Origin of the sequence: Embleya scabrispora DSM 41855 (assembly GCF_000372745.1) — a bacterium.
Classification (GTDB): Bacteria; Actinomycetota; Actinomycetes; order Streptomycetales; family Streptomycetaceae; genus Embleya; species Embleya scabrispora.
Map to the genome: position 1 here is coordinate 167128 of NZ_KB889629.1, position 21536 is coordinate 188663.

At 70.2% G+C, this 21536-nt stretch carries 16 protein-coding genes, 2 tRNA genes and 1 pseudogene; 15 read left to right on the forward strand and 4 right to left on the reverse strand.

What is annotated here, in order from left to right:
* Positions 1-158: 158 nt before the first annotated feature.
* Entirely contained in the window at positions 159-1052 is an 894-nt protein-coding gene (locus tag A3IC_RS0114220) for an ADP-ribosylglycohydrolase family protein (protein WP_020550719.1), read from the reverse strand.
* A gap of 275 nt (positions 1053-1327) precedes the next feature.
* Here A3IC_RS0114220 and A3IC_RS0114230 point away from each other — a divergent pair, with 275 nt between their 5' ends.
* The gene (locus tag A3IC_RS0114230; RefSeq protein ID WP_020550721.1) at positions 1328-2164 is read left to right on the forward strand and encodes a DMT family transporter; all 837 of its coding nucleotides are present in this window, start codon (positions 1328-1330) and stop codon (positions 2162-2164) included.
* Positions 2165-2249: 85 nt separating this feature from the next.
* On the forward strand, positions 2250-3155 hold the full coding sequence (locus A3IC_RS0114235; protein ID WP_020550722.1) for a TIGR03619 family F420-dependent LLM class oxidoreductase: 906 nt from the start codon (positions 2250-2252) through the stop codon (positions 3153-3155).
* Between the two features lie 360 nt (positions 3156-3515).
* Here A3IC_RS0114235 and A3IC_RS0114240 read toward each other — a convergent pair.
* Positions 3516-3589 (reverse strand) — tRNA-Gly (locus A3IC_RS0114240).
* A 96-nt stretch (positions 3590-3685) separates the two neighbouring features.
* Here A3IC_RS0114240 and A3IC_RS0114245 point away from each other — a divergent pair.
* The 5 genes from A3IC_RS0114245 to clpX all read left to right on the forward strand — a co-directional run bounded on the left by A3IC_RS0114245 (position 3686) and on the right by clpX (position 9073).
* Positions 3686-3761: transfer RNA gene (locus A3IC_RS0114245), tRNA-Pro, on the forward strand.
* Between the two features lie 116 nt (positions 3762-3877).
* The gene (tig, locus tag A3IC_RS0114250) at positions 3878-5299 is read left to right on the forward strand and encodes a trigger factor (RefSeq protein ID WP_020550723.1); all 1422 of its coding nucleotides are present in this window, start codon (positions 3878-3880) and stop codon (positions 5297-5299) included.
* Positions 5300-6229: 930 nt separating this feature from the next.
* Entirely contained in the window at positions 6230-6871 is a 642-nt protein-coding gene (locus tag A3IC_RS70965; protein ID WP_371863129.1) for an ATP-dependent Clp protease proteolytic subunit, read from the forward strand.
* A 106-nt stretch (positions 6872-6977) separates the two neighbouring features.
* Positions 6978-7640 (forward strand): ATP-dependent Clp protease proteolytic subunit, encoded by a 663-nt coding sequence (locus A3IC_RS0114260; RefSeq protein WP_020550725.1) that lies wholly within the window; start codon positions 6978-6980, stop codon positions 7638-7640.
* A gap of 152 nt (positions 7641-7792) precedes the next feature.
* Positions 7793-9073, forward strand: a complete 1281-nt coding sequence (gene clpX / locus A3IC_RS0114265; RefSeq protein ID WP_026218254.1) for an ATP-dependent Clp protease ATP-binding subunit ClpX — start codon at positions 7793-7795, stop codon at positions 9071-9073.
* A 51-nt stretch (positions 9074-9124) separates the two neighbouring features.
* Here the strand turns inward: clpX and A3IC_RS0114270 are convergent, their stop codons facing one another.
* Both A3IC_RS0114270 and A3IC_RS62275 read right to left on the reverse strand, forming a co-directional pair.
* The gene (locus A3IC_RS0114270) at positions 9125-9781 is read right to left on the reverse strand and encodes a hypothetical protein (RefSeq protein WP_026218255.1); all 657 of its coding nucleotides are present in this window, start codon (positions 9779-9781) and stop codon (positions 9125-9127) included.
* A 169-nt stretch (positions 9782-9950) separates the two neighbouring features.
* Positions 9951-10691, reverse strand: a complete 741-nt coding sequence (locus A3IC_RS62275) for a hypothetical protein (RefSeq protein WP_020550727.1) — start codon at positions 10689-10691, stop codon at positions 9951-9953.
* 304 nt (positions 10692-10995) lie between these two features.
* Here A3IC_RS62275 and A3IC_RS0114280 point away from each other — a divergent pair, with 304 nt between their 5' ends.
* The 8 genes and pseudogenes from A3IC_RS0114280 to mrdA all read left to right on the forward strand — a co-directional run bounded on the left by A3IC_RS0114280 (position 10996) and on the right by mrdA (position 21476).
* Positions 10996-13629 (forward strand): valine--tRNA ligase, encoded by a 2634-nt coding sequence (locus tag A3IC_RS0114280; RefSeq protein WP_020550728.1) that lies wholly within the window; start codon positions 10996-10998, stop codon positions 13627-13629.
* A gap of 104 nt (positions 13630-13733) precedes the next feature.
* The gene (gene folC, locus A3IC_RS54390) at positions 13734-15176 is read left to right on the forward strand and encodes a bifunctional tetrahydrofolate synthase/dihydrofolate synthase (RefSeq protein ID WP_020550729.1); all 1443 of its coding nucleotides are present in this window, start codon (positions 13734-13736) and stop codon (positions 15174-15176) included.
* 2 nt (positions 15177-15178) lie between these two features.
* On the forward strand, positions 15179-15514 hold the full coding sequence (locus A3IC_RS0114290) for a DUF4233 domain-containing protein (RefSeq protein WP_020550730.1): 336 nt from the start codon (positions 15179-15181) through the stop codon (positions 15512-15514).
* 119 nt (positions 15515-15633) lie between these two features.
* On the forward strand, positions 15634-16044 hold the full coding sequence (gene ndk / locus A3IC_RS0114295; RefSeq protein WP_020550731.1) for a nucleoside-diphosphate kinase: 411 nt from the start codon (positions 15634-15636) through the stop codon (positions 16042-16044).
* 432 nt (positions 16045-16476) lie between these two features.
* Positions 16477-17496, forward strand: coding sequence for a rod shape-determining protein (locus A3IC_RS0114300; RefSeq protein WP_026218256.1), 1020 nt, complete (start codon positions 16477-16479; stop codon positions 17494-17496).
* Between the two features lie 114 nt (positions 17497-17610).
* On the forward strand, positions 17611-18681 hold the full coding sequence (mreC, locus tag A3IC_RS0114305; RefSeq protein WP_020550733.1) for a rod shape-determining protein MreC: 1071 nt from the start codon (positions 17611-17613) through the stop codon (positions 18679-18681).
* A gap of 4 nt (positions 18682-18685) precedes the next feature.
* Positions 18686-19192: pseudogene (gene mreD, locus A3IC_RS54395) on the forward strand (rod shape-determining protein MreD); the annotation flags it as partial.
* Between the two features lie 37 nt (positions 19193-19229).
* A complete protein-coding gene (gene mrdA / locus A3IC_RS0114315; RefSeq protein ID WP_245599290.1) occupies positions 19230-21476 on the forward strand; it encodes a penicillin-binding protein 2 in 2247 nt (748 codons plus the stop codon).
* The last annotated feature ends 60 nt before the right edge of the window (positions 21477-21536 follow it).

A 21536-nucleotide genomic window follows, 5' to 3' on the forward strand; every position in this document is an offset into this window, starting at 1 on the left:
CCGTGGACCCGTTGGCAACGAGAGCGGCTTCATCATCGTGGACTCCGCTTGCTTTGCCAACCGCGCGCCGGGGAGCGGGCGGCGACCTCGTTCGAGGCCGCCGCCGACGACGCGGAGACGGTCGGCGTACCGGCGTCGATTTCCCGTCGGCCACCGTTTCATATGGGCGTGGAGTTCACGGCCGCCTCCCGCCACCACGTCGGGAGCGCCTCCGCGCGGCCCGTCCATTCGACGGGCAACTCCGCCCGCACGCCCACGATTCCACCGACGATCGCGCACGTGGTGTCCACGTCGCCGCCCGCGCTCGCGGTGGACCAGAAGGCCGCCGCGTAGTCGTCGAGGTGCCGGGCCGCGGACCACACCGCGAACGGGACCGTGTCGGGGGCGCTCACCTCGCGGCCGTTGCCGAGCAGCCGGCCGACCTCGCGCGAGTCCTGACGGCCCACCAGATCCAATGCGGCGCCCAGCCGTTCGCGCACCAGGCCGGCGGGCGTGCGATCGCGCACGAAGCTCACGAAGTCGCCCGCACCCGGTCGGTCCAGGGTCACCGCGCCCGCGGCCGCGACGGCCACCGCCACCGCGCCGGCGATGCCCTCGGGGTGCATGTGCGTCACCTCGGCGGACCACGCGGCCTGCGCCACCACCGCGTCCAGGTCGTCGGCGAACCACGCGCCCAACGGGGCGACCCGCATCGCGGCTCCATTGCCCCACGATCCCTGGCCGTCGAACGGCGCGGCGGCCAAGGCGCGCCAGTCGCCGCCCTGCCGTACCAGCCGCAACATGCGATTGGTGGTCGGCCCGTAACCCCGATCGAAGTCGTGCCGGCGGGCGAAGGACTTGATCAACTCGTCCTGGTCGACCGTGCCGCGCAGGGCCAACTCGGCATGCAGGACGCAGGCCATCTCGGTGTCGTCGGTCCATGGCCAACTGCCCTTCGGCAGGCTGCGATCGGCCAGGTGCGGGAGGTTGTCGGGGACGAAGAACTGGGCGCCGAGCGCGTCGCCGAGCGCGAGGCCGCGCAGCGAGGCGAGGGCGGAAGAGGTGTGCGTCATATGGGCGGTCATTATTCCGGTTCACATGCTTGGATGTCCCGAATGACGCCCCCTCAGATGGTCGGCCACACCGTCGAGTTGCGCATACACGGCGCTCCGCCGACCGCCGACCGGGTGCCGACGGCGGTCGATCGGCGACCCGGGACGGCCGGCCGTGATCCGGGCCCGACCCCGGCGCGCGGGGCGGCCATCCGTCCTCTCGGCCCCGCCCCGGCGCGCGGACCGGCTCCCGGGGCGTCCTTCCTCGGGTCGACCCGCCTGCCGCGCGGTCGCGCGTGACCCCGGCGGTCACCGCCGCCGTACTCGGCTCGGCCGGGCTGCACGCGTCCTGGAACGCGCTCGCGCACGGGCTCAGGGATCGCCTCGGGACGATGGTGATGATCCAGGTGGCCAGTCTGGGTATCGGCCTGTCCTGCCTGCCCCTCGTGGGCGTCCCGGCCGCCGGCGCCTGGCCGTGGCTGCTCGGGTCGGCGGCCCTGCACGTCGCGTACAACCTGCTCCTGCTGGAGACCTATCGGCTGGGCGACTTCGGCCAGGTGTATCCGATCGCCCGCGGCACCTCCCCGTGGGTCACCGCGCTGATCGGGGTGACCCTGCTGCACGAATACCTGACCGTGACCCAGACCGTCGGCGTGGTGGTGATCTCGGCCGGCATGCTCGTCCTCGCCCTGGCCGGCGGCATCCCGCGCCGCGCCGAGGCCGCCGCGGTGCTCGCCGCACTCGCCACGGGCTGCGCGATCGCGCTGTACACCGTCCTGGACGGCGTCGGCGCACGCTCCTCGGGCTCGGCGATGTCCTACGCGGCGTGGCTGTTCGTCCTGCAATCGGCGCCGACCATCCTGCTCCTGCACCGCCGCCGCGACCCCGCCGCCGCGCCCAACCGGCAACGCGCCTGGGGCCTACTCGGCGGCGCCATGTCCCTCGCCGCCTACACCCTCGTCATCTGGGCGCAAACCCGAGGCACCCTGGCCACGATCGCCGCCCTGCGCGAAACGTCGGTCGTCATCGGCGCGATCATCGGAACGCTGATCTTCCACGAAGCCTACGGCCGACATCGAATAGCCGCGACGGTGTTGGTTCTCGCAGGCATCACGGCGATCAATATCCCGTAGATCTCGCGCGTTCGGGTCCCCATCCGGTTGTCAGGCCCTACGGTCGAATCGTTGCCGTCGACCGAGCGACCAACCGGAGGCGTACATGCGATTCGGCGTGAACATCCCCAACTACGGGCCGACCGCGAGCCCCGACGCGATGCTTGCCTCGGTTCGGCATGCCGAGGATCTCGGCCTGGATCTGGCCATGTTGTCCGACCACATCGCGGTCACCCCGGACGTCGCGGCCCAGTACCCGGCGCCGTTCTACGAGCCACTGACCGCGCTCGCCTGGCTGGCCGGTCGTACCGAGCGCATCCGGCTGGGCACGACCGTGCTGATCCTGCCCTACCGCGACCCGCTGCTCACCGCGCGCGTCACCGCCAACCTGGACCACTACACCGCCGGCCGGCTGGTCCTGGGCGTCGGCATCGGCTGGGCCGAAGACGAATTCGGCGCCCTGAAGGTCCCATTCGCCGAGCGCGGCCGAATCACCGACGAATACCTCGCGGCCCTGCACACGCTGTGGGCCGAGGACGTCGCGACGTTCGAGGGCGCGTACACCTCCTTCCGCGACGTGTACACGGCCCCGCGCCCACTCCAGTCCCCGCGCCCACCCGTGTGGATCGGCGGCAACAGCCCGGCCGCGATTCGCCGCACGGTCCGCCACGGCGACACCTGGCACCCCTTGGGCGTCACCACCCGGTGGCTCGAAAAGCAGGGCCTGCCGGCCCTCCGCGCCGCCGCGGAACAGGCCGCCCGCCCCACTCCCACGGTCGCCCTGCGCACCCCGCTCCGAGTGACCACCACGCCGCTCCCGGACGCCGACCGCCTCCCCGGCGAAGGCACCCTCGACCAAATCGAGACCGACCTGGCCACGGTCGCCGCCCTCGGTATCGACCACGTCCTCCTCGACCCGCGCTACCGCGATTCCACCCGCCTACAGTCCCCTGACACGGACCGCGCGGCCCTGGAAGCGGTAGCGCCCCTCCTCGCAACCCACGGGGCGTGACCCGACCGGCCCGGCCACTCCGACCCCGACCACCACCGCACCCGCACCAGTCGCGAACTCCACCGCACACAGACCGCTCACCCCGACGTCCCCCGGACACCCGACTGCCGCTCCGAAGCGCTCGCCAATCGCCCAGCATCGTGAGATAGCCGACATTCCAGACGCCTCGTTCACGGGCGGCCCACACGACACCGGCGACCGAACACCACCCCGAGAGCCCGAAAAGCCGGGACCAAGGTCCAGCGGCAGGAGACCAACGTCCCGGCCATCCGGCACGCATCCGGCACGACGACCGAGAAGCACCCGGGCACGACAAAGGCCCAGTTCAGAGAACCTGTCTCTGACCTGGGCCTTTACCTTTGGAGCGGGTGACGAGGATCGAACTCGCACCACTAGCTTGGAAGGCTAGGGCTCTACCATTGAGCTACACCCGCAGCTGGTGTGGCGTGCACGTGGCGCCTAGGTTAGCGGATTGGTGCGCGGCCAGTGCAGACTCTAGCGTGTCGTCCTCTAGACTTCATCGGGCGCCACGGGGCGTAGCGTAGTGGCTAGCGCGCCTGCTTTGGGAGCAGGAGATCGGGAGTTCGAGTCTCCCCGCCCCGACCACCACATCATGAATTCGCTGCAGGATGGATCGGTAGCACCGGTTCTGAACCTTCAGTGTGCCGTCAGGCAAGATGCACAGGCCCGGAAGAACAGCCCGCAGCAAGGAGACCCTTACCGTGAAGAGCGCCGTCGAGACGCTGAACCCGACCCGGGTTCGGCTCACCGTCGAGGTTCCCTCCGAGGAGCTGAAGCCCAGCCTCGACGCGGCGTACAAGAAGATCGGCAAGCAGGTGACGGTCCCGGGCTTCCGTAAGGGCAAGATCCCTGCGCGCATCATCGACCAGCGCTTCGGTCGCGAGGCCGTCTTCGTCGAGGCGTTCGACGACATCCTCTCCTCCTCGTACGGCAAGGCCGTCGAGGAGAACGAGCTGCGCGTCCTGGGCCAGCCCGAGGTCACCGAGGTCACCGACGTGACCGAGCTGGCCGGCGGCGCCGATCTGAAGTTCACCGCAGAGGTCGACACCCGTCCCGAGATCGAGCTGCCGGACTACTCCGGCATCGAGGTCGAGGTCGATGACATCACCGTCACCGACGAGGACGTCGCCGAGAAGATCGAAGAGCTGCGTGACCGCTTCGGTGCGCTGAACACCGTCGAGCGGGCCGCGGCCGAGGGCGACACCGTCGTCATCGACATCGAGGCCAAGGTCGACGGCGAGGTGCTGGAGGACGGCGTCGCCAAGGCGATGTCGTACCAGATCGGCGGCGACACGATGCTGGACGGCCTCGACGCCGCCGTCATCGGTGCGTCGGCCGGTGAGACCAAGACCTTCGAGACCGAGCTCCAGGGTGGCAGCGCCGCCGGGCAGACGGCCGAGGTGTCGGTCCTGGTGACCACCGTCAAGGCCAAGGAGCTCCCCGAGCTCGACGACGACTTCGCGCAGCTGGCGAGCGAGTTCGACACGCTGGACGAGCTGAAGGCGGACCTGCGCGAGAAGCTCGACCACCAGAAGCTGCACGACCAGCAGAACGAGGGTCGGGACAAGGTTCTGGAAGCCCTTCTCGAGCAGATCGAGGTGCCGCTGCCGGAGAGCGTCGTCACCGAGGAGATCGAGCAGCGTCGCGGTCAGCTGGAGCAGCAGCTCGGCATGATGGGCATGGACCTGGCCAAGTGGCTGGAGATCCAGGGCCAGACCGCCGAGGAGTACGAGACCGAGCTCCAGGACAGCGTCCGCAAGGGCATGCGCGCCCAGTTCGTGCTCGACGAGGTCGTCAAGAAGGAGCAGCTCTCCGTCAACCAGGAAGAGCTGACCCAGCACCTCATCCAGCGCGCGCAGCAGTCCGGCATGAGCCCGGACCAGTTCGCGCAGCAGGTCATGCAGTCCGGCTACGTGCCGGTCCTGGTCGGCGAGGTCGCTCGCGGCAAGGCCCTCGAGGTCATCGCCAAGGGCGCCAAGGCCAAGGACGCGTCCGGCAACGAGGTCAGCCTCGGTGTCGACCTGCACGCGGACGACGCGGACAACCACGAGGGCCACGACCACGCCGAGACCGAAGAGGTCGCCGCGTCGGACGAGGCCACGGAGGACAAGGCCGAGGCCTGATCCCCACCCGCGCGACACCCGCGCGACTCGCGATGGCCGTGGTGATTCGCGGCGGCCCGCGCAGTACGCGTTGACCTGACACATCGGGCTCGGTCCCTGCTTCGGCGGGGACCGGGCCCGAGTGCGTTTCGGGCCTGGGCGCGCGGGTGGGGGAGCGGTTTCCGCGCTCGGAGTGCGGCGCGAGACGAAGAGCAGGCCGGGGGGAGTCGAGTCCCACGGACGGGTGCGCTCGGGGACCGTCGGCTGCGGCGGCGCGTTCGCGGGTGGGCAGTGCCGAGCCGGGCCGGTCTCGTGGTCGGCGGTGGGCCGGCTTCGCACGGGGTGCCGGTCGGCTGGGGCGTGGCGGGTCGCGGGGATGCCTTTGACGGGCCGGAGGAGCCTCTGCGCGGGTCGGGTCGGTGTTCCGATGTCGGGCTTGTCGGATCAGCGGCTCGCGGCAGCCGTTCCTGCCCTCGCCGGCGGCGAGCCTGCCCCTCGTACGGGGCCGCCCGGCCCATGGCGCCCGGCCGCCTGGCATGCCACCCGGCCGTCCGGCCCATGGCGCGGACGCCTCGCGCCGCCCGCGCACCCACCCCCAGGCGGCGCCCTCCCGCACGACGTGTCCCTCGCCGCCCACACCCCCCAACCCCCACACGCCCTCACACGCGCCGCGCAGCCACCCCTCCCCACCGGTACCACCGCCCGCCGACCCGCCCCGTAGGCCCGGGCAGGCGTTGTCGCGGCCTTGTTCGGTCCGCGCGGTTACCCCGATACCGCCCGGATACCGCCTTGCTGCGCTCTGGGCGAACAGTCCTGAGTCTGGGATGGCCTGCGACGATCCGCGCGTTAGGGTCGCTGTACGAAGGGGGTCACCCGCCACGAACGCAGGTGCCTCCCAAGGTCGACTTCGTGACGGCTCGGGATTGCCGTCGGAAACGAGCAGGTGGATACGTGACGAATCCGCAGATCGTGACTCCGGGGCTCGCGGTGCCCACTTCGCGTGCATCTCAGCCGGGTGGGATGGGGCTCGACGACCAGGTCTACAACCGGTTGCTGCGCGAGCGGATCATCTTCCTCGGCTCGGTGGTCGAGGACCAGATCGCCAACGCGATCTCCGCCCAGCTCCTGTTGCTGAACGCCGAGGACCCGGAAAAGGACATCTGGCTCTACGTCAACTCGCCCGGCGGCTCCATCACCGCCGGCATGGCGATCTACGACACGATGCAGTGGATCAGCAACGATGTCGCGACCGTCGCGATGGGCCTGGCCGCCTCCATGGGCCAGTTCCTGTTGACCGCCGGAGCCCCCGGCAAGCGCATCGCGCTGGCCAACTCCGAGATCCTGATGCACCAGCCGTCCGCCGGTCTCGGTGGTTCGGCGTCGGACATCAAGATCCAGGCCGAGCAGCTCCTGCGCACCAAGCGCAAGATGACTCGCCTGATCGCGCACCATTCCGGGCAGACCCCCGAGAAGATCGAGCACGACTCGGACCGCGACCGCTGGTTCTCCGCCGAGGAGGCCAAGGAATACGGCCTGGTGGACCACGTGGTTCGCAGTGCGGCCGAGGTTCCCAACACCGGCAGCACCAGCTGACACCGGCGTCCGAACACAGCTGACACGCCGGTTGAACCAGCCTCGGTCAGCTTCCGGTCGCCCAGCCACTGAGTCGAGTCCGCAGTCCCGGAGGGCTGAGATTTCCATGAATGACAATCTGTTCCACCGGCCCGAGGGCCTGGCACCGTCGGCCTCGCGCAGCGCCGAGAGCCGTTACGTCCTGCCGCGCTTCATCGAGCGCACGTCGCAGGGCTTCCGCGAGCAGGACCCGTACACCAAGCTGTTCGAGGAGCGCATCATCTTCCTGGGTGTCCAGGTCGACGACGCGTCCGCGAACGACGTGATGGCGCAGCTCCTGACGCTCGAGTCGATGGACCCCGATCGGGACATCTCGATCTACATCAACTCGCCCGGCGGTTCCTTCACGGCGCTCACCGCCATCTACGACACGATGCAGTTCGTGCGCCCCGACATCCAGACGGTGTGCATGGGCCAGGCGGCCTCGGCCGCCGCCGTTCTGCTCGCCGCGGGAACTCCGGGCAAGCGAATGGCGCTGCCGAACTCCCGCATTCTCATCCACCAGCCGTACAGTGAAACCGGGCGCGCGCAAGTCAGCGACCTGGAGATCCAGGCTCGTGAGATCCAGCGCATGCGCACCATGCTGGAAACCATGCTCGCGCAGCACAGCACGAGGCCGATCGAGCAGGTTCGCGACGACATCGAGCGCGACAAGATTCTGACGGCCGAAGAGGCGCTTGCGTACGGCCTCATCGACGAGATCACCGCACCTCGGAAGGTCATCGGCTAGTGTCCCCGCCCGGTCGGCGGCTTGCCGCCGACCGGACAACGGTGACCGGTTGATGGTCAAAACCGGGGGATCGGAGATTCCGGCGGGGTACCGTCGAAAGACCAGGCACCAGGTCCGGGACATCCGGGGCCCAGGCGAAGGAGATGCACCTCGTGGCACGCATCGGTGACGGTGGCGACCTGCTCAAGTGCTCGTTCTGCGGAAAGAGCCAGAAGCAGGTGAAGAAGCTCATTGCCGGTCCGGGTGTCTACATCTGTGACGAGTGCATCGACCTGTGCAACGAGATCATCGAGGAGGAACTCTCCGAGTCCTCCGAGTTGAAGTTCGAGGAGCTCCCCAAGCCACGGGAGATCTACGAGTTCCTCGACGGCTACGTGGTCGGGCAGGAAGTCGCCAAGAAGGCGCTCTCGGTGGCCGTGTACAACCACTACAAGCGGGTCCAGGCCGGCGAGTCGGCCAAGGCGTCCCGCGACGACGGCGTCGAACTGGCCAAGTCGAACATCCTGCTGCTCGGGCCGACCGGCTGCGGCAAGACGCTCCTGGCGCAGACCCTGGCCCGGATGCTGAACGTGCCGTTCGCCATCGCCGACGCGACCGCGCTCACCGAGGCGGGCTACGTCGGCGAGGACGTCGAGAACATCCTGCTGAAGCTGATCCAGGCGGCCGACTACGACGTCAAGAAGGCCGAAACCGGGATCATCTACATCGACGAGGTCGACAAGATCGCTCGCAAGAGCGAGAACCCGTCGATCACCCGCGACGTGTCCGGTGAGGGTGTCCAGCAGGCGCTGCTGAAGATCATCGAGGGCACCACCGCGAGTGTGCCGCCGCAGGGCGGGCGCAAGCACCCGCACCAGGAGTTCATCCAGATCGACACGACGAACGTGCTGTTCATCGTGGGCGGCGCGTTCGCCGGGCTGGAGAAGATCATCGAGGGCCGGGTCGGCCGCAAGGGCATCGGCTTCGGCGCGCAGATCCGCTCCAAGCGCGATGTGGAGAGTTCCGACTCGTTCGCCGACGTGATGCCCGAGGACCTGCTGAAGTTCGGCATGATCCCGGAGTTCATCGGTCGGCTTCCGGTGCTCACCTCGGTGCACAACCTGGACCGCGAGGCGCTCATCCAGATCCTGACCGAGCCCAAGAACGCGCTGGTGAAGCAGTACCGCCGGCTGTTCGAACTCGACGGTGTCGAGTTGGACTTCGAGATGGAGGCGCTGGAGGCGATCGCCGACCAGGCGATCATGCGCGGCACCGGTGCGCGCGGTCTGCGGGCGATCCTCGAAGAGGTGCTCCAGTCGGTGATGTACGAGGTCCCGTCCCGCAAGGACGTGGCCCGCGTCGTGGTCACCGACCAGGTGGTCCTCAAGCACGTCAACCCCACGCTCGTGCCGCGCGAGGTGGTCAAGCGCGAGCGGCGCGACAAGAGCGCCTGAGTCGAGCGGGCGGCGCGCCGGCCCATTCCGGCCGGCGGCGCGTCGATTGCGTCAGCGGGCAGTGCCCGCGTACACGTTCGCGATCACCAGTCGGGCGTGTGCGACGCCGGCCCCGTCGCTGACGTAGACGAGATCGCGGTCGTCGCCCCACAGACACATCGCCGTACTGGGGTTGCTCCAGCAGCGGAGCGCCCCCGGCGGGCCGGGGACGGCCGGGTTCTCGGTCACCGGGACGGCCGGCACGAAGTCCCGTACGTACTCGGCGGGCGCCCGGTCGCGTCGGCCGGCCAAGGTCAGCAGTACCGTCTCGCTGGTCTGCCCACCGCCGAAGACCTCGGTGCGGACGTCCGCGAAGGTACGGGCCATCTTCGCGTCCAGGTCGGCGACCGTGGACGGCAGCGCGGTCCGGGCGACCGGACCCCGGGCCTCGATCGTGGCCGGCATCACGAGCGGGCCGGCCCCGCGGGTGCTCGCCGGCGCGGTCGGCAGCCCGCGCGGCTCGGGGGCGTCGGCGCCGCCCGAGTCGAGCAGCAGGACCACGACCACCACCGCGGCGACCACCACCGCCACGCTGCCCAGTACGCCCACCAGGATCGCGACCCGGTCCCGCGAGCGGCTCCGCGTCGGCGGCGCGGCTCCCGGCGGCCCGGTCGGATACCCCGCCCCGCCCGTCCCGGGCCCCTGCCACCCGCCGTATCCGTTGCCCATCGCCCCCACCACCCGTGGTCCGGCCGAACGTCATCGGTACCCGGTACAACGACGACACGGCCGCGAGGCGACGCACGAACCGGCATCCGCCGCCGAACCACCGCCACCCCGCGGCCGCCGCCGGCCCGACGGCCACCGCCGCCCCCGCGCCCCCGCCGGGCCCGCGCCGCTACCGCTCCAGATCCGCGCGCATCGCCTTGAACTTCACCGCCGCCCGGTCCGCCGACAACTGCTCGAAGTACGCCACGGCCGTCGTGTACCGGTCCGCCCACCCGCAGATCGCCGCCGGCTGGGCGACCGAGGCCGGCATGCACTCCAGCGTGCCGCCCAGCGGGCCGGCGTCGTAGTCCTTCATCGTCACCCCGTCCGGGACGCTGCCGCCGCTCCCGTTCACGTACTCGACCATGCCGCGGATCATGTGCTCCAGCCGCTTGCCGTCGGTCTCGGTCATCCCGTCCACGCCGACGAACAGCACCGAGCGCGGGCCGGATCCGGTCGCGCCGTACGCCGCGACCAGCACGTTGTTGACCGGGTGGCGCACCTCGCCCGGGTCGACCGGGACGTCGGTGGGCCCGCCGTCGAGCAGCCGGGCCAGGTCGCCGGCCCGGGCGGACGGCCGGAGCTTGCGCGGGCCGTCCGTGGTCGACGGCCGCGCGGACGGAACCGACGTCGACGGCGCGGTCGGCTTGGCCTTGCCGGTCGGCACGTCCGCCGGCCGGGTCACGGCCGCGGTCGACCCCGGGTCGACCGGCGGGGCCGTCGCGGCGACCGCCGGTCCGCTTCTGTCGGCCTTGTCGTCCTTGCCGTCCTTGGCCTGACAACCCGTCAGCGCGGTTGCCCCGAGCACCGAGACGGTGACGGCGGCGAACAGGGTGCGGGTGCCGGTACGAGTGTGAGTGCGAGTGCGCACGAAAATCCCCCCGGATTCACGAATTCACGAATTCACGGATACGGGCCTGCTCCGGCGCTCCGACCGATGCCCCCATCGTCGGAACCCGGATGCGGCCCATGGCGCAAACTAGCGGTAATCGACACCCGATGGGGTCGCGGTGACATCACGGTGACAAGGGCATGACGCCACCGGCGACAGGCCGGCGGACCGCGGCCGCCCCCGAGGGGCGCCGGCGCCCCTCCCGACCTGCCGCCGGCGCCCCTGTTCCCGCCCCGCCCCCGGCGCGTCGAAGGCGCCCGCGCGCCTTCCGTAGACTGGGGCGGTGACCGAGAACACCACTCCCGCAGCCGCTGCCGCCGAGCAGCCGCAGGCCCTTCCCTCCCAGTACACCCCCGCCGAGGTAGAGGGGAAGCTGTACGAGCGCTGGGTAGCCGCGGGTTGGTTCGAGGCCGACGCCAAGAGCGACAAGCCGCCGTACACGATCGTCATTCCGCCGCCGAACGTCACCGGACAGTTGCACCTGGGCCACGCGTTCCAGCACACGTTGATGGACGCGCTCACCCGCCGCAAGCGCATGCAGGGCTTCGAGGCGCTGTGGCTGCCCGGCATGGACCACGCCGGCATCGCCACCCAGAACGTGGTCGAGCGCGAGCTGGCCAAGGAAAGCAAGTCGCGGCACGACCTGGGCCGCGAGGCGTTCGTGGACCGGGTCTGGCAGTGGAAGGAAGAGTACGGCGGCCGGATCCTCGGCCAGATGCGTCGCCTGGGCGACGGCGTGGACTGGTCGCGTGAGCGCTTCACCATGGACGAGGGCCTGTCCCAGGCCGTGCAGACCATCTTCAAGCGGCTCTACGACGACGAGTTGATCTACCGCGCCGAGCGGATCATCAACTGGTGTCCGCGTTGTCTGACCGCGATCTCCGACATCGAGGTCGAGCACCAGGACGACGACGGCGAACTGGTCTCCATCCGCTACGGCGACGGCGACGACGCGATCGTGGTGGCCACCACGCGCGCCGAGACCATGCTCGGCGACACCGCCGTCGCGGTGCACCCGAGCGACGAGCGGTACGCCCACCTGATCGGCACCGAGATCGAACTGCCGCTCACCGGGCGGCGGATCCCGATCGTGGCGGACGAGCACGTGGACCCCGAGTTCGGCACCGGCGCGGTCAAGGTGACTCCGGCGCACGACCCGAACGACTTCGAGATCGGCCGTCGGCACAACCTGCCGATGCCCTCGGTGATGAACGAGCGGGCGATCATCACGGTGCACGGCCCGTTCGAGGGCCTGGACCGCTACGAGGCGCGTTTCGCGATCGTGGCCGCGTTGCGCGAGCAGGGTCGGATCGTCGCCGAGAAGCGCCCGTACACGCACGCGGTCGGGCACTGCTCGCGCTGCAAGACCACGGTCGAGCCGCGGCTGTCCATGCAGTGGTGGGTCCGGGTCGAGCCGCTGGCCAAGGCCGCCGGCGACGCGGTGCGCGACGGTCGGGTGGCCATCCACCCGCAGGAGCTGGCCGGGCGCTACTTCGGCTGGGTCGACAACATGCACGACTGGTGCATCTCGCGGCAGCTGTGGTGGGGCCACCGGATCCCGGTCTGGTACGGCCCGAACGGCGAGACGGTCTGCGTGGGCCCGAACGACGAGGCGCCCACCGGCGAGGGCTGGACGCAGGACACCGACGTGCTCGACACGTGGTTCTCCTCCGCGCTGTGGCCGTTCTCCACACTGGGCTGGCCCGAACAGACCGCCGATCTGGCCAAGTTCTATCCGACCGACGTGCTGCTGACCGGGCACGACATCATCTTCTTCTGGGTCGCCCGGATGATGATGTTCGGGCTGTACGCGATGGACGGGCAGGCGCCGTTCCACACCATCACGCTCACCGGCCTGGTCCGCGATCAGTTCGGCAAGAAGATGTCCAAGTCGTTCGGCAACGTGGTCGACCCGATCGACTGGATGGACGCGTACGGCACCGACGCGCTGCGCTTCACCCTGGCCCGCGGCGCCAACCCCGGCACCGACGTGCCGATCGGCGAGGACTGGGTCCAGGGCTCGCGCAACTTCTGCAACAAGATCTGGAACGCCACCCGGTTCGCGCTGATGAACGGCGCCACCGTGGAGGGCCCGATGCCGGCCGCCGGGCAACTCTCGGCGACCGACCGCTGGATCCTGTCCCGGCTGGACGCGGTCGTGGCCGAGGTGGACGCGTACTACGAGGACTACCAGTTCGCGAAGCTCTCGGACACGCTGTTCCACTTCGCCTGGGACGAGGTCTTCGACTGGTACGTCGAGCTGGCCAAGCTGCCGCTGAACGGCGAGGACGAGGCCGCCGCACAGGCCACCCGGCGAGTCCTGGGTCACGTCCTGGACGTGACGCTGCGGCTGCTGCACCCGATCGTGCCGTTCGTGACCGAGGAGCTGTGGACCACGCTCACCGGCGGCGAGTCGCTCGTCGTGGCCGAGTGGCCCACCCCGAGCGGGTTCGCCGACCCGGCCGCCGAGGCCGAGATCACCACGCTCCGGCAGGTGGTCACCGAGGTCCGCCGATTCCGCTCGGACCAGGGCCTCAAGCCCGGCCAGCGGGTCCCGGCCAACATCTCGCTCGCGGGCACCGCGATCGCCGCGCACGAGGCGGCGCTGCGTCAGCTCGCCCGCTGCACGCCGGCCGGCGAGGGCTTCTCGGCGACCACGTCCTTCCCGGTCGCGGGCGCCGTGATCGAGCTGGACCTGTCCGGCGCGATCGACTTCGCCGCCGAACGCAAGCGCCTGTCCAAGGACCTGGCCGAGGCGGAGAAGGTCCGCGACGTGAACACCAAGAAGCTCGGCAACGCGGGCTTCCTGGCCAAGGCCGCCCCCGACGTGGTGGACAAGGTCCGGGACAAGCTGGCCGGCGCCGAGGCCGACATCGAACGCATCAAGGGCCAGCTGGACCGGCTGCCCACCGCCTGACCCGACCGCCCGCCCGGCCCGGGCACACCCTCCCGGGCCGGGCGGGCGGCCACCCCGCAAGCAACCCCAGCTCCCGCAGAACTCGATCAGAACCGGTGACACCTGTGACAGACCCCGCCGAGGCACTGGCCGCACAGCGCGCCGTCGAGGCCGAGCTGATCGGGCGCTGGCCCGAGACGAAGCTCGACCCCTCCACCGACCGTGTGGTCGCGCTGATGGACGTGCTCGGCGAACCTCAGCGGGCGTACCCGGTCATCCACATCACCGGCACCAACGGCAAGACCAGCACGGCCCGGATGATCGAGGCGCTGCTGCGGGCCTTCCAACTGCGCACCGGCCGCTACACCAGCCCGCACGTGGAGTCGATGACCGAGCGGATCAGCCTGGACGGCGAGCCGATCGACGCCGAGCGCTTCGTCGAGACCTACCGCGACATCGAGCCGTACATCGACATCGTCGACGCGGCCCAGCCGCACCGGTTGTCCTTCTTCGAGGTGATCACCGCGATGGCGTACGCGGCCTTCGCCGACGCGCCGGTGGACGTCGCGGTGGTCGAGGTCGGCATGGGCGGCACGTGGGACGCGACCAACGTGGTCGACGGCACGGTCGCCGTGGTCACCCCGATCGCGGTGGACCACGCCGCCCGCCTCGGTGGCACGCCCGGCGAGATCGCGGTGGAGAAGGCCGGGATCATCAAGCAGGACAGCCTGGTCGTGCTGGCCCACCAGCCGGTGGACGCGGCCGAGGCGCTGATCCGGCGCGCGGTCGAGGTGGACGCGACGGTGGCCCGCGAGGGCATGGAGTTCGGCGTGGTCCGGCGCGACCTGGCGGTCGGCGGCCAGTTGCTCACCCTGCGCGGCCTGGCGGGGGAGTACGACGACGTCTTCCTGCCGCTGCACGGCAGCCACCAGGCGCACAACGCCGCGGTCGCGCTGGCCGCGGTGGAGGCGTTCCTGGGCGTCGGCGTGGCCGACCGCCCCGGGCTCACCAGCGGCGGCGCGCTGAACGCCGACCTGGTTCGTGAGGCGTTCGCGTCGGTCACCTCGCCGGGTCGGCTGGAGATCGTCCGGCGCAGCCCCACCGTCCTGATCGACGCCGCGCACAACCCGGCCGGTGCCCGGGCCGCCGCGCAGGCGATGACCGACTCGTTCGACTTCCGGCACCTGGTCGGGGTGATCGGCGTGATGGGCGACAAGGACGTGCGAGGCGTGCTCGAGGCGCTCGAACCGGTGCTCGCCGAGGTCGTGGTGACGCAGAACTCGCAGCCGCGCGCGATGCCGGTCGACGAACTCGCCGCGCTCGCGGTCGAGGTGTTCGGCGCGGACCGGGTCGAGGTGCAGCCGAGCCTGCCGGACGCGATCGAGGCCGCGGTCACGCTCGCCGAGGAGGAGGGTGACCTCGGCGGCGCGGGCGTGCTGATCACCGGCTCCGTGGTCACCGTCGGCGAAGCCCGGGTGCTCCTCAAGGGCGGCGAACCGGGTGCGGACCCGGGCACCGGCCCGGCCGGCGGGAGCGGCGGCGGCAACCGCAACGGAAGGAACGCCTGAGCATGCGCGCGCTGTGTTCGACCCATCTGATCGGCCAGGCCCTGGTGATCTGTCTCGCCGCGTTGGTGGCGATGCAACTCACCGACATCTCCACCGGCGTGTTGTGGGCGGTCGCCGGACCGTCCGCCCTCGTGTGCGTCTGGCTGTGCGCCAAGCTCGGCCGGCCGTGGGCGATCACCGCGGGCTGGGTGCTCCAACTCGGCCTGTTCCTGACCGGTTTCGTGGTCCCGATGATGTTCCTGATCGGCGTGGTGTTCGCCGCGATCTGGTACGGCTGCGTCCGGGTCGGGCGGGTCATCGACGCCGCCAAGGCGGCCCGGACGGCCACCGCGGGCTGAGTCGCGACATACGGCCGAATGGTTGATGCGTTACCCCGGATAGGCTCTGGGCGTTGACCGTTCGTCGGGTCGCAAGGTTCGTACCCGTACCCCCTCTTCGAGGAAGCAAGGAGCCAAACGTGTCCGAGCGCACGCTCGTCCTGGTCAAGCCGGACGGAGTCCGGCGTGGTCTCGTCGGCGAGGTCATCGGCCGCATCGAGCGCAAGGGCTTCACCCTGGCCGCGCTCGATCTGCGGGTGATGGATCGCGAGACGATCGAGCGGCACTACGCCGAGCACGAGGGCAAGCCGTTCTACGCCCCGCTCGTGGAGTTCATGACCTCGGCCCCCTCCGTGGCGCTGATCGTCGAGGGCGAGCGGGTGATCGAGTCCTTCCGCGTGCTCGCCGGCGTCACCGACCCGATCAAGGCCCTGCCGGGCACCATTCGCGGCGACTTCGCCACGATCACCCGGGAGAACATCGTGCACGGCTCCGACTCGCCGGAGTCCGCCGAGCGCGAGATCAAGAACTTCTTTCCCGAACACGCCTGACGATTCGGTCGCGGCGCCCGGTGCGCCGCGCCGGATCGGCCGGTGATCCCCGCCGCGACGATCGCGCCGCGATGACTCCCGGGGGCCGCGCGACGCGCGCGGGCTGCGCGGAGGATCGATTTTTTTTCGTGACCACACCGCGCGGCCCTCCGCGCGACCCGCCGGGGCGCCCTATCGGGCCTCGACCGTGCGCTGTTAGAGGGAAATCCCTCCACTCGCCGCGCGTGGCACGCAACCCCTCGCCCCGTGATCACGTCATGGTGGATGAAGGGTGCAGCCGTGCCCCGGTACGTTGCGGTTCTGCCGCCGGTACACCGTGCCTACGATTGTGGTCGGTCGATCCGGCGTGCTTGGTACGACGTCCCTCGGCCGGCTCATGTCCTCATGGCTACGAGCTCGGGAAGGCCCTAGGTTCTTTATATGGCGAACAACTTGTCGTTCATCGGTCGTGACATGGCGGTCGACCTCGGTACGGCCAACACGCTGGTGTACGTCAGAGGCCGCGGCATCGTATTGAACGAGCCGTCGGTGGTCGCCAAGAACACCACCACCGGGGGCATCCTGGCGGTGGGCGCCGAGGCGAAGAAGATGATCGGTCGCACGCCCGGCAACATCGTGGCGATCCGGCCGCTCAAGGACGGCGTGATCGCCGACTTCGAGATCACCGAGCGCATGTTGCGCTACTTCATCCTCAAGGTGCACCGTCGTCGCTACCTGGCCCGTCCGCGCGTGGTGATCTGCGTGCCCTCGGGCATCACCGGCGTCGAACGCCGCGCCGTGGTCGAGGCGTCCAGTCAGGCCGGCGCGCGCAGCGTGCACATCATCGAGGAGCCGATGGCCGCCGCGATCGGCGCCGGTCTGCCGGTGCACGAGGCGACCGGCAACATGGTCGTCGACATCGGCGGCGGCACCACCGAGGTCGCGGTGATCTCGCTCGGTGGCATCGTCACCGCCCAGTCGATCCGGGTGGCCGGCGACGAGTTGGACAACGCGATCATCGCCTACGTCAAGAAGGAGTACTCGCTGCTCCTGGGCGAGCGCAGTGCCGAGGAAATCAAGATGTCGATCGGCTCGGCCTTCGACCTCGGCGAGGACGAGCACAGCGAGATTCGTGGTCGCGACCTGGTCAGCGGCCTGCCGAAGACGATCGTGATCTCCACCTCGGAGGTCCGCAAGGCGATCGAGGAACCGGTCAACACCATCGTGGACGCGGTCAAGAGCACGCTGGACCAGTGTCCGCCCGAACTCGCCGGCGACGTGATGGATCGTGGCATCGTGCTCACCGGCGGCGGCGCCCTGCTGCGTGGCCTCGACGAGCGACTGCGCACCGAGACCGGGATGCCGATCCACATCGCCGACAACCCGTTGGACTCGGTGGCTCTGGGCGCGGGCAAGTGCGTCGAGGAATACGAGAAGCTCCAGCAGGTATTGGACGCCCAACCGCGCCGCTGACCGAGGACGCGGGGGCGGCCGCCGCAATCGCCGCCCACCGTGCTCGGCCCGGCACGGCCACACACCACAACTGCCCACAAGCGCCGCAACGTACGAAAGGGGCGGGCGCGCATCGTGAGGGACTCCCGGCACGGTCGGCTGGTCCTCGTGCTGCTGCTAGCGATCTCTTTCGCCCTCATCACCGTGGACATCCGCGGTGGCCGGAACTCGCCCATCGCGAACGTCCGCGATTGGGCCTCGGCCGTGTTCGGTCCCGCCGAACGCGGCGTGTCCGCCGCCGTGGACCCCGTCGGCCGGGCCGTGAACGCGGTCAAGGACGCGGGATCCCACGAGGGCGAGAAGAAGCGCCTGCAGGACGAGAACGCCAAGCTTCGTCAACAGGTGGACAACATCGAGTTCGACCGCAACCGCGCGGCCGAATTGGACAGACTGCTCAAGGTCTCCTCGGCCGGGCAGTACAAGATCAAGCCCGCGCGAGTGATCGCCGTCGGGCCCGCCCAGGGCTTCTCCTGGACGGTGACCATCGACGCGGGCGCGGGCGACGGCATCAGGCCGGACATGACCGTGATCAACGGCGACGGACTGGTCGGTCGGGTGACCCACGTGGGTCCGATGACCGCGACCGTGCTGCTCGCCAGCGACCCCGGATTCGCGGTCGGCTCGCGACTGGCCGGATCGATGGAGATAGGGATCACCTCCGGCCGCGGCGACAAGCCGATGAACCTCAAGCTGCTCAACGGCCAGGCCAACGTCAAGAAGGGCGACCGGCTGGTGACGTTCGGCTCGCAGGGCGGCAAGCCGTTCGTGGCGGGCGTGCCGGTGGGCGAGGTCGCCGAGGTACGCAACACCCCGGGTGAACTCACCCGCAGCGTCGAGGTGAAGTCGTACGTGCACTTCTCCAGGCTGGACACGGTGGGCGTGGTGATCGAGCCGCCGCGCACCGATCCGCGCGACGCGGTGCTGCCGCCGCTCGCCCAGGAGGTCGCCGCGCCACCGAGCGCTCCGGCCGCTCCTCCCGCGCCGCCCGCCCCGCCCGCGTCCACCGAGCCGCCCAAGGGCACCACGGCTGCCAAGCCCCCCGCCGGCGGTACCCGCAGCAACAACGCGAACGCGGCCGACCCCGGCGCCGACGGCCGTCGCAAGCCGTCGTCCGGGGGCACGACCCCACCGACCGGAAGGGACTGAGACGGTGCGGATCTCCCGCGTGCTCTTCGCCGCGCTGCTGATCGTCGTCGCGCTCGTCGTCCAGGTGAGCGTGCTCGCCCGGCTCGGTCTGCCCGGCGCGGTGCCGGACCTGCTGCTCCTGGTGGTGGTCGGGCTCGCGCTGACCTACGGACCGACCTCCGGCTGCATGATCGGCTTCGCGGCCGGCCTGTGCGCCGACCTCGCACCGCCCGCGGACCACGCGGCGGGCCGGTACGCGTTCGTGTTGTGCCTGACCGGGTACGTCGCCGGCCTGTTCGTCTCGCGCAGCCCCAGACGCTCGGTGCTCGCGCCGATCGCCGTCGTCGCGTTCGCCGCGGCGGCCACCACCGTGTTGTACGCGGCGGTCGGTGCGCTGGTCGGCGACGGTGCGGTGCGCCAGGTGGGGCTGACCAAGCTGCTGCTGACGGCGGTGGTCTACGACGCGATCCTGGCCCCGTTCGTGGTGCCGTGGGTGATGGCGCTGGCCCGCAAAGTGGATCCGAAACCGATGCTCTCGGGCCTGTCCCGGTAGGGGGTGAACGCCCAAGATGCGTAACCGGATGCCGAGCCTGCTCAACGCCGGCCGCTCCAGGGGAGACGGCGCACACAGTGTGCGCGCCCGGATGGTGATCCTGCAGATCCTGGTCCTGTCGCTGATAATCACTCTCTTCGGCCGGTTGTGGTACCTGCAGATCCGCGAGGGCGACCACTACGCCGCGGCCGCGTCGCAGAACCAGGTTCGGGACGTGGTGACTCCGGCGGTACGCGGCCAGATCCTCGACGACCGGGGCCGCCCGCTGGTCAACAACCGCACCGCGCTCGTGGTCTCGGTCAGCCGCACCGAACTGCTGCGAATGCCCGACTCCGGCGCGCAGGTGCTGACCAAGCTGGCCGAGGTGCTGCGACTGCCCGCCGACGAGGTCAAGGCGCGCACCCGGCTGTGCGAGCGCAACGTGCCCAAGCCGTGCTGGAACGGCTCGCCGTACCAGCCGATTCCGGTCACCGACAATGCCACCACCGAGCAGGCGCTGACCATCATGGAGCACCGCGAGGACTTTCCCGGGGTGACCGCCGAGCCCACCGCGGTGCGCCAGTACCCGGCGCCCGAGGGAGCCAACGGCGCACACATCGTGGGCTATCTCTCGCCGGTCTCCGACGAGGAGTTGAGCAAGCAGAAGGCGGAGGGCAAGAAGGACATCCAGCGCGCCGACGAGGTCGGTCGCAGCGGTCTGGAACGCAGCTACGACGCGGACCTGCGCGGGAAGTCCGGGGTCACCGGGCTGTCCGTGGACCACCTCGGTCGGGTCACCGGCACCGTCTCGGAGACCGCGGCGGTGGCCGGGAACCACCTGGTGACCAGCATCGACGCGAGGATCCAGGCGATCACCGAACAGCAGCTCGACGAGGCGATGAAGCGGGCCCGGGCGACCTTCGACGCGGGCAACACGCACAAGAACTTCATCGCCGACGCGGGTGCGGCCGTGGTCATGGACGTCAAGACCGGCCGGGTGATCGCGATGGCCAGCGCGCCCAACTACGACCCGTCGGTCTGGGTGGGCGGCATCTCGCCGCAGGACTACAAGGCGCTCACCGACGAGAAGGCCGGTGTGCCGCTGGTGTCCCGGGCCATACAGGGTCAGTTCGCACCGGGCTCGATCTTCAAGGTGGTCTCCACCTCGGCCGCGGCCGAGTCGGGCTACTCCACCAAGGCCAACTACGACTGCTCGCCGAGCATCTCGGTCGGCGGCCAGACCTTCAACAACCTGGAGTCCAGGGGCTACGGCCCGATCACGCTCCAGCGCGCCCTGGAGGTCTCCTGCAACACCGTCTTCTACGGCATCGGCTACGACATGTGGCTCAGGGACGGCGGGATCTTCGGCAAGAACCCCAGGGACCCGATGGTCACCATGGCCAAGAACTACGGCCTGGGCGCCCCCACCGGCATCGACCTGCCCGGCGAGTCCGGCGGGCGGATCGCCGACCGGGCCTGGAAGAAGCGCAACTGGGAGCAGAACAAGGACGCGTGGTGCAAGCAGGGCAACACCGGCAACGACTACGCGGACAAGATCGCCAAGGAGAACTGCGTCGACGGCTGGCAGTTCCGCGCCGGTGACGCGATCAACTTCGCGATCGGCCAGGGCGACACCACGGTCACCCCGTTGCAGATGACCCGGGCGTACGCGGCGATCGCCAACGGCGGCACGCTGTGGAAGCCGACCCTCGGCAAGGCCGTGGTCAGCCCGAGCGGCAAGCTCGTGCGCGAGATCCAGCCACAGGTGGCGGCCAAGCTGCCGATAAGCGACGCCACGCTCAAGTACCTGCAGAAGGCGCTGATCGGCGTCGAGATGAACGGCACCGCGTCCGGCGTGTTCGCCAACTGGCCGAACGCACAGATGCCGATAGCGGCCAAGACCGGCACCGGTTCGGTGTACGGAAAGCAGAGCACGTCCTGGTTCGCCACCTACGGCGGTCCCAAGGACGGCCCGCAGTACGCCGTGGTGATGATGGTCAGCCAGGGCGGCACCGGCTCGGGCACCTCGGGTCCGTCCGTGCGCAAGATCTACGAGGCGATGTTGGGTGTCGACGACCAGGGCGCCATCGACCCGACCAAGGCGCTGCTGCCCGCCCCGCCCACGGAACTGCCGCAGTTCAAGGAGGACGGCACGGTCGTGCCCGCCTCCTACGTGTTGCCGCCGCGCCCCGGCGGCAACGATATTCCCGGCACTTCCGCGCCGATCGCGCTCGGGGCACTGCCGCCCGACCGTGAGGTCCACCGGACGGGGAGAGGGACATGAGCCTGAGATTGCGACCCGCCTCGCGGGTGGCCGGATTCGGTACACCGGATCTGGGCCGAC

Excerpts from the sequence above, each read along its gene's own strand:
- A3IC_RS0114220 (WP_020550719.1), bottom strand. The coding sequence starts at position 1,052 with ATGACGCACACCTCTTCCGCCCTCGCCTCGCTGCGCGGCCTCGCGCTC.
- A3IC_RS0114235 (WP_020550722.1), top strand. The coding sequence starts at position 2,250 with ATGCGATTCGGCGTGAACATCCCCAACTACGGGCCGACCGCGAGCCCC.
- A3IC_RS0114260 (WP_020550725.1), top strand. The coding sequence starts at position 6,978 with ATGAATGACAATCTGTTCCACCGGCCCGAGGGCCTGGCACCGTCGGCC.
- A3IC_RS0114270 (WP_026218255.1), bottom strand. The coding sequence starts at position 9,781 with ATGGGCAACGGATACGGCGGGTGGCAGGGGCCCGGGACGGGCGGGGCG.
- A3IC_RS0114290 (WP_020550730.1), top strand. The coding sequence starts at position 15,179 with ATGCGCGCGCTGTGTTCGACCCATCTGATCGGCCAGGCCCTGGTGATC.
- mrdA (WP_245599290.1), top strand. The coding sequence starts at position 19,230 with ATGCGTAACCGGATGCCGAGCCTGCTCAACGCCGGCCGCTCCAGGGGA.